The organism is Sulfuricurvum sp., from assembly GCF_023229695.1.
Lineage (GTDB): Bacteria > Campylobacterota > Campylobacteria > Campylobacterales > Sulfurimonadaceae > Sulfuricurvum.
In genome coordinates this window covers 1-6,483 of sequence record NZ_JALNYS010000029.1, presented here as the reverse complement: position 1 = coordinate 6,483, position 6,483 = coordinate 1, and the positions used below count along the sequence as shown (strand labels likewise).

9 protein-coding genes are annotated in these 6,483 nt (G+C 44.8%); 4 read left to right on the top strand and 5 right to left on the bottom strand.

The annotated features are described in order from the left end of the window. Positions 1-265 precede the first annotated feature (265 nt). Positions 266-976 (top strand): Bax inhibitor-1/YccA family protein, encoded by a 711-nt coding sequence (locus M0P91_RS14830; protein WP_295069195.1) that lies wholly within the window; start codon positions 266-268, stop codon positions 974-976. Further along, positions 957-1,370, top strand: coding sequence for a thiamine-phosphate pyrophosphorylase (locus M0P91_RS14825; protein ID WP_295069192.1), 414 nt, complete (start codon positions 957-959; stop codon positions 1,368-1,370). Before M0P91_RS14830 ends, M0P91_RS14825 begins: the two co-directional genes overlap by 20 nt. Positions 1,371-1,454: 84 nt before the next feature. Here the strand turns inward: M0P91_RS14825 and M0P91_RS14820 are convergent, their stop codons facing one another. After that, entirely contained in the window at positions 1,455-1,829 is a 375-nt protein-coding gene (locus M0P91_RS14820) for a hypothetical protein (RefSeq protein WP_295069190.1), read from the bottom strand. 154 nt (positions 1,830-1,983) lie between these two features. Between M0P91_RS14820 and M0P91_RS14815 the strand changes: the two genes are divergently transcribed. Continuing rightward, entirely contained in the window at positions 1,984-2,268 is a 285-nt protein-coding gene (locus M0P91_RS14815) for a DUF3144 domain-containing protein (RefSeq protein WP_295069188.1), read from the top strand. Between the two features lie 39 nt (positions 2,269-2,307). Continuing rightward, complete coding sequence (locus M0P91_RS14810) at positions 2,308-3,564, top strand: protein kinase (protein ID WP_295069185.1); 1,257 nt, start codon at positions 2,308-2,310, stop codon at positions 3,562-3,564. Positions 3,565-3,585: 21 nt separating this feature from the next. Here the strand turns inward: M0P91_RS14810 and M0P91_RS14805 are convergent, their stop codons facing one another. From M0P91_RS14805 to M0P91_RS14790, 4 genes are read right to left on the bottom strand one after another with little or no spacing between them, the layout of a single operon-like run. Then, the gene (locus M0P91_RS14805; protein ID WP_295069182.1) at positions 3,586-4,269 is read right to left on the bottom strand and encodes a methyltransferase domain-containing protein; all 684 of its coding nucleotides are present in this window, start codon (positions 4,267-4,269) and stop codon (positions 3,586-3,588) included. Then, complete coding sequence (locus tag M0P91_RS14800) at positions 4,266-5,063, bottom strand: metal ABC transporter permease (RefSeq protein WP_295069180.1); 798 nt, start codon at positions 5,061-5,063, stop codon at positions 4,266-4,268. The genes M0P91_RS14805 and M0P91_RS14800 overlap by 4 nt, the downstream gene beginning before the upstream one ends. Positions 5,064-5,072: 9 nt before the next feature. Continuing rightward, positions 5,073-5,834: a metal ABC transporter ATP-binding protein gene (locus M0P91_RS14795; protein WP_295069177.1), complete on the bottom strand. Its 762-nt coding sequence runs from the start codon at positions 5,832-5,834 to the stop codon at positions 5,073-5,075. Then, positions 5,825-6,421, bottom strand: coding sequence for a zinc ABC transporter substrate-binding protein (locus tag M0P91_RS14790; RefSeq protein ID WP_295069173.1), 597 nt, complete (start codon positions 6,419-6,421; stop codon positions 5,825-5,827). Before M0P91_RS14790 ends, M0P91_RS14795 begins: the two co-directional genes overlap by 10 nt. Positions 6,422-6,483: the final 62 nt, after the last annotated feature.

The following is a 6,483-nucleotide window of genomic DNA, read 5'->3' as shown; positions in this document are numbered from 1 at the left end:
TGCTTAGTTTTCAATGATCGCAAACTCAAACTCTAAACCTTAACTCAAGGCCTATCAGCGTTTGTGGACGGGAATTATAGGGGAAATATTATGAAATGTCAAGAGAAATTCCAAAGAATTCGTAATTTTAGTGAAATTGTTAAACGAAGCACCATTTTATTTATATCCCCATTAATTAATGTATGTATTTATCGTGATTACCAACCAATGGTTAATCGAACTTCAGTATAATCACTTTTATATTATTCTATTACAAGGAAAAGCCATGGCTTTATATGATCGAGAATACGCACGGGAAGGTGCTTTTGGCTACGAGAGCGCTAGCAGAAACGAAGCGCAGATCGTATCATTTGTCAAAGAGACTTATAAATTGTTTGCCGCATCCATGTTGGCGGGTGGTGTAGGTGCTTATGTAGGGATGCCTTTTGCGGGCATCGTTGCCGCTAATTACTGGTGGATTGCAATTCCGTGGATGCTCTTTGGAATGTTCGGTCTTCAAATGATTAAAAATAAGCCGGGTGTCAACATGATCGGCTTGTTCGGGTTTACCTTTGCAAGCGGTGTCATCATCACCCCGCTCCTTAGCCATATCCTCGGAATGGCAGGCGGTGCTACTATTGTCGGCAATGCTTTTTTTATGACGGCGGCACTCTTTGGCGGTCTTAGTTTTTTCGCAATTAAAAGCGCAAAAGATTTTACCACATGGACAAAGCCGATTATGATCGCTTTTCTTATCATTATGGTCGTATCGCTGATTAATGTATTTGTTTTGAAAAGCCCGTTATTGCATGTTGCGATTCAAGGTATTTTCTTGCTTGTCATCAGTGTTATGGTTTTGATTGATACTCAAAACGTGATCCGCGGTGCCTATGAAACACCAATGGACGGGGCAATCGCTTTGTATCTGGATTTCTTCAACCTCTTTGTCACTCTCCTTCAAATCTTCGGGATTTTCGGTGGCAGCAGCGACGACTAACATCCTCCCCCCGGAACTCTACCGGGTGGTGGATGCCAATCTCAACCGTCTAAAAGAGGGTATTCGTGTTATCGAAGATTGTGCACGATATGTCCACAATAATAAGATTCTTTCCTCTAAACTCAAAACTCTTCGTCATCAATGCCGCATCGAACCGCTCGAATTGCTTCTCGTATCACGCGACAGTATAAATGATGTTTTGCGTCCAACAACGGAAAGTGAAATGAATCGAACCGATTTACGCAGTATTTTAATTGCAAATTATAAGCGGGGTCAAGAGTCTTCACGTGTTTTGGAAGAGCTTTATAAGATTACGGATCCGGCTATGAGTGAACGGTTCAAACAGATCCGATATGAGCTCTATGCACTAGAAAAAGAGAATTTACTCTCCTAAAAACGGAGAATTACTTTCGTTTCACTTACCGCTGAAAATTGCCTCCAAGGAGGCCAAAAATCTCTTTTTTTACAAAAATACAATTCAACGGCGGCAGTCATCGTCATTACAATGTTTTTGAGATTCAAGATATTCATCACTTAAATGGAGATTTGAACACGAATCCAGCAATCCATAAAGTTCCATCTCATGTCCGGTCAGATGACGAATCGTAGCTCCCTCTTTGTCAATAAATACAAATATTTCATTTTTATGCTCATTTTTTTTAATGTGTTGCGAAAAAATAACATATTCAGCATTTTTAAGTTCCGGAAAACGGCCACACGATGCGATAAATTTTTCACATTCACGATTAATCTTTTTAATCTCCAAGAATTCAGACTGGATCGCTTCAACCAATACCGGCATCAGATTCGGTATCACTTCGTGTAAATTTGCGTATTTTTCGATTCCGCGCATCTAAATCTCCTTTATATTTATTCTGTAGTGTACTTTGAATTTTTATTAGTATAGCGCTTTTTATTTACGTTATGATTATAAAATTGTTTAAATTGATGGTAACGCTCTTGTTTGCTAAACTGCAGTACAATCATCACAAAATAAAAGGAAAATCATGGACCACAAAGCCAATAAAAAAGCACTTTACGATGCGGCTGACCAATTTATAGCAATGGCTAATGCGATCGCTCAACAAGATACGTCTGGTTTGGCGGGGACAGCCATTCGCTACGCTGCGGCACGGTACAGCGCATTTGAAGCATCCCGAATGAGCTCTGATCTCGCAATAGACAAAGTAAAAATGCAAGAGCTTTTTACCAAGGATTTTTACAAAATGATGGATGAACATCTGGACGTGTATATCGATCATCTGGCAACGCTGCAAAACGATAAAGGGTAAATTTGTTAGAATTCCCAAAATGATCATTCAAAGGGATTTATGCATACATTGGCACAACTACGTTCAGGTGAACTGAAAGGGATTAAACGGTTAACTATTTCAGAAAATCTTATCTCTTTTCCCGAAGAGATATTTGAATTGGCCGATACTCTGGAAATTCTCGATTTAAGCAATAACCTCCTTTCAACTCTCCCTGAAGGTATGAGTAAACTGAAAAAACTGAAAATTGCTTTTTTTTCCAATAATCATTTTACTACCTTCCCCTCGTCTCTCAAAGGGTGTGAAAATCTCACCATGTTAGGTTTTAAATCAAACCAAATAGAAACATTTCATGAAAATATTCTTCCCCATACGATTAGCTGGCTGATTCTGACCGATAACAGGCTTACGCAACTGCCTCACTCTATCGGCAATTTGCATAAACTTCAAAAATGCGCCCTTGCCGGCAACCGGATCACAAAACTCCCGGATGAAATGGCGGCATGCAGAAATCTTGAGCTTCTTCGGCTCTCGGCAAATCAGCTTGAGACGATCCCTTCATGGCTCCTTTCACTTCCGAAACTTTCATGGCTCGCATTTTCGGGAAATCCGTGTAGCGGAAGCCGGAAATTTGAACTTCAAGAGATCACCTATGAAACACTGGAGGTCAAAGAGAGGCTTGGTTCCGGAGCATCGGGCGAAATTTTCAAAGCCTACTCCCCTGCCCATAAAGATGAGATAGCACTCAAACTTTTCAAAGGTTCGATTACAAGCGACGGATATGCTCATGATGAAATGAACGCCTACATGGGTGTCGGAGAGCACCCCAACCTTATCAAAATACTGGCAAAGCTTAAGGAGAGTGAGCGGTTGGGATTAGTGCTGGAATACATCCCAAATCTCTACCGGAATCTCGGCCTTCCTCCCGATTTTGAGACCTGTACACGAGATACTTTTAAAGCGGGAACTCGCTTTACCCTTCAAACGATCCGTACCGTAGCCAAAGAGATCGCCTCCGCCGCTGCACATCTGCATGCGCGCGGAATAATGCATGGCGATCTGTATGCCCATAACATTCTGATAAATGACGATGACCACTGCTATCTGGGCGACTTTGGTGCGGCAAGCTTTTACGAACCCTATCAAAAAGAGCTGGAAAAAATCGAAGTGCGGGCATTCGGATGTCTGTTGGAGGATATGCTCTCGCTGTGCTTGTTCAAAGAGGGGAAAACCTATGAAGTGCTGGAAGGGTTAAGAGTAAAATGTATGTCCGAAAAGAGAGATGAACGACCGCTTTTTAGCGAGATGGTGTTTTGATATCCGCTATCGAAACATCTCTCACGATGCAATAAACACCACCTCAAATTCAAGATAATTCAACGGATACTCCCGCATCAGCGCTTTTGTCTGCGCCACATCGAGGACACGGCGTCCGCCGCTTACCCCGCTGCGTTTGATGTAACGGAACATCTCCCGCACCGATTCAAACTCAAGTACATAGCGGATAATCTCATATTCAGCTTTAAAATGGCGGTTCGCTATTTCAATCACTTCATCGGCGGATTTCAAGATGGGGGAAAGTCCCGCCGTTTTGTATAAAGTTTCGAAGGTGCCTGAGGTGAAGAGGGCAAGAGAGACCGGACTGAGCAAGTCGCTGATCGATTTGAAAACCGTATTGAGATCATTCGACCACTGCAGCGCAGAAGCGGAATAGATACGGTCGTACTGCATTCGGGAGAGTTTATCAAAGAGGGAAGGGTCATTGAAATCCCCAAGCATCAGCGTGACGGGTGCAGGATTGGGATGATGTTCGAGCATTGACTCGGAAAAATCAACCCCGGTAAAATACTCTATATTCCAAGTGATCTGCGAAAAAAGGGTTCCATTCCCGCATCCGAGATCGAGAATTTTTTTAGGGGTATCGTCCGTATCTGCTACCAGCTTTTGGGCAACTTTGGCTTGAATAACATTGTGCATCCCGTATTGTGCTGCGTAACGGGAAAACTCTTCGCATACCCTCATCGACGGTTCACTGCCAGAGCTATAACAAATATGACGAGAAGGGACAATACAATCGCCGCACCACTGGGGAGTGAGAAGAAAAAGGAAGTACTCAAACCAATCACGACCGAAACAAGGGCAATGGCGATGGAGAGGAGGGTCGTCTTGAAAAATCCCATCCCAAACCGGATTGCCGCGACGGGAGGGATCACCATCAAAGCACCGATCAGCAGGGTACCGACAACACGGATCGAGAGGGCAATAATGAGCGCAATGATACTGACAAGCATAAAATTAAGTGCCGTAACGCGGATACCGCTGGTGCGCGCCACCTCTTCGTCGAAAGCGATGAAGTAGAGCTCTTTAAAAAATAAGGTCAGCAATACCATAGCAATGGAACCGAAAAAAGCCATAATCATCAAATCATCATTACTTACCGAGAGGATCGATCCAAAAAGGTAACTAAAGAGCGATGCGTTGAATGACCCCGAGATGGAGACGATCACGATGGCCAGGGCCAGTGATCCGGAGAGAAAAATCGCCAGTATCGAATCCGAATACATCCCGTGAACACTCCGCAAATATTCGATCGACCATGAGGCGATCAACGACGCGGCAACCGCCATCCACAACGGGCTCAGACCGAAAAGAAGCCCTACCGAAACCCCTACGAGAGAGACATGCGCAAGGGTCTCACTCAGAAGCGAATAACGGCGCAGCACGATAAATGAGCCGCTCATTGCCGCCAACAGGGCAATAATCAACCCGGCGGCAAATGCGCGCTGCATAAAAGGATAATGTAACATCTCCATCATAACAGCATCCTAATGGTTGTGACTGACGACATGGGCAGGCGTACCGTACAAACGGCTCATCGCATCACATCGAAGCATCTCTTGGGGAGTTTGGGACAAAAGAAGGGTCTGATTAACAAAAAAGAGTTTCGAAATATCCTCCGCAATCACCCCGACATCATGGGTAATAAACAAAATACTGATACGACGGGTTTTATTTAAAAATCGGAGCAGTTCGTAAAAACGGTGCTGAGACTCTACATCTACCCCGGTATTGGGTTCATCGACAATTAAAACCTGCGGATGCGATGCCAATGCGCGGGCGATCATCACCCTCTGACGCTGCCCGCCGGAGAGATGTCCGATAAGACGGTCACGCAAATCCGCTACCCCCATCTGCACCATCGATTCTTCAATCGCTTCACTATCTTCGGTGGATTCAAAACCCAATATCCCCCGTTGTGCATACCGTCCCATCGCAACCACTTCGCGTACCGTTGCCGGAAACGACGCATCTACCAAAGCGGAGCGCTGCGGAACGTATCCGATCCGATTCCATGCACGAAATTTGGCCTGATCGGTCCCGAAAAGCTTGATCGACCCGGAGGTGGGTTTTTCCAATCCCATCAGGAGACGGACGAGAGTTGTTTTTCCTCCGCCGTTGGGTCCGATAATGGCACAGTACTCCCCTTCCAGAATTGAGAGATTGACCGATTTAAGGACTTCATTCCCCCCTCGGGTAAAACTCAGATTTCGAACTTCAAAAAGGCTCGGGGCAAATTTCAACGACACTCCATCGCTTCAGTCAATTTGGCTAAGTTTTCACGCATAATCGACTCGTAAGTTTGATGCGATTTTAACTCATCTTCGCTGATATTTTCGAGCGGTTGAAGCGACTCGGAACGCGCACCGCTTTCGCGTGCAATGGTCTGCGCCACATTATCGTTGATAAACTCCTCGAAAAAGATGGTTTTTATCCCATGCTCTTTAACCAGAGCAATCACCTTTCCGATCACTTTTGCACTGGGCTGCTCATCGGAGGAAAGGCCGATAACGGAAACCGCTTCCAAACCGTTTGCCTGTGCCAAATACCCGAATGCTCTATGGTTTGAAACCAGAATCCGGTTTTTACACCCCTTCAATCCGGTATGATAGTCCGATTTCAGTTTTTCCAACCGTCCGATATAGGCTTGTGCAGAGGTCTCGAATGCAGCCGCTTTTTCGGGAAAAAGACGGGACAATTCCTCTTTCACTACTTTCGTCATTATGATCATATTGTCAATATCAAGCCAATAGTGGGGATCGTATCCTCCGTGATGATCTTCCGCATCCATCCCATCGCCCCCCTCGCTTTTGATCAAACGGACATGGGCACTCATATCCAGTACCTCCGTCGTTGCGGGAAGGGTGTTTTTCAGCGATTCTCCCCACATTCAAATCC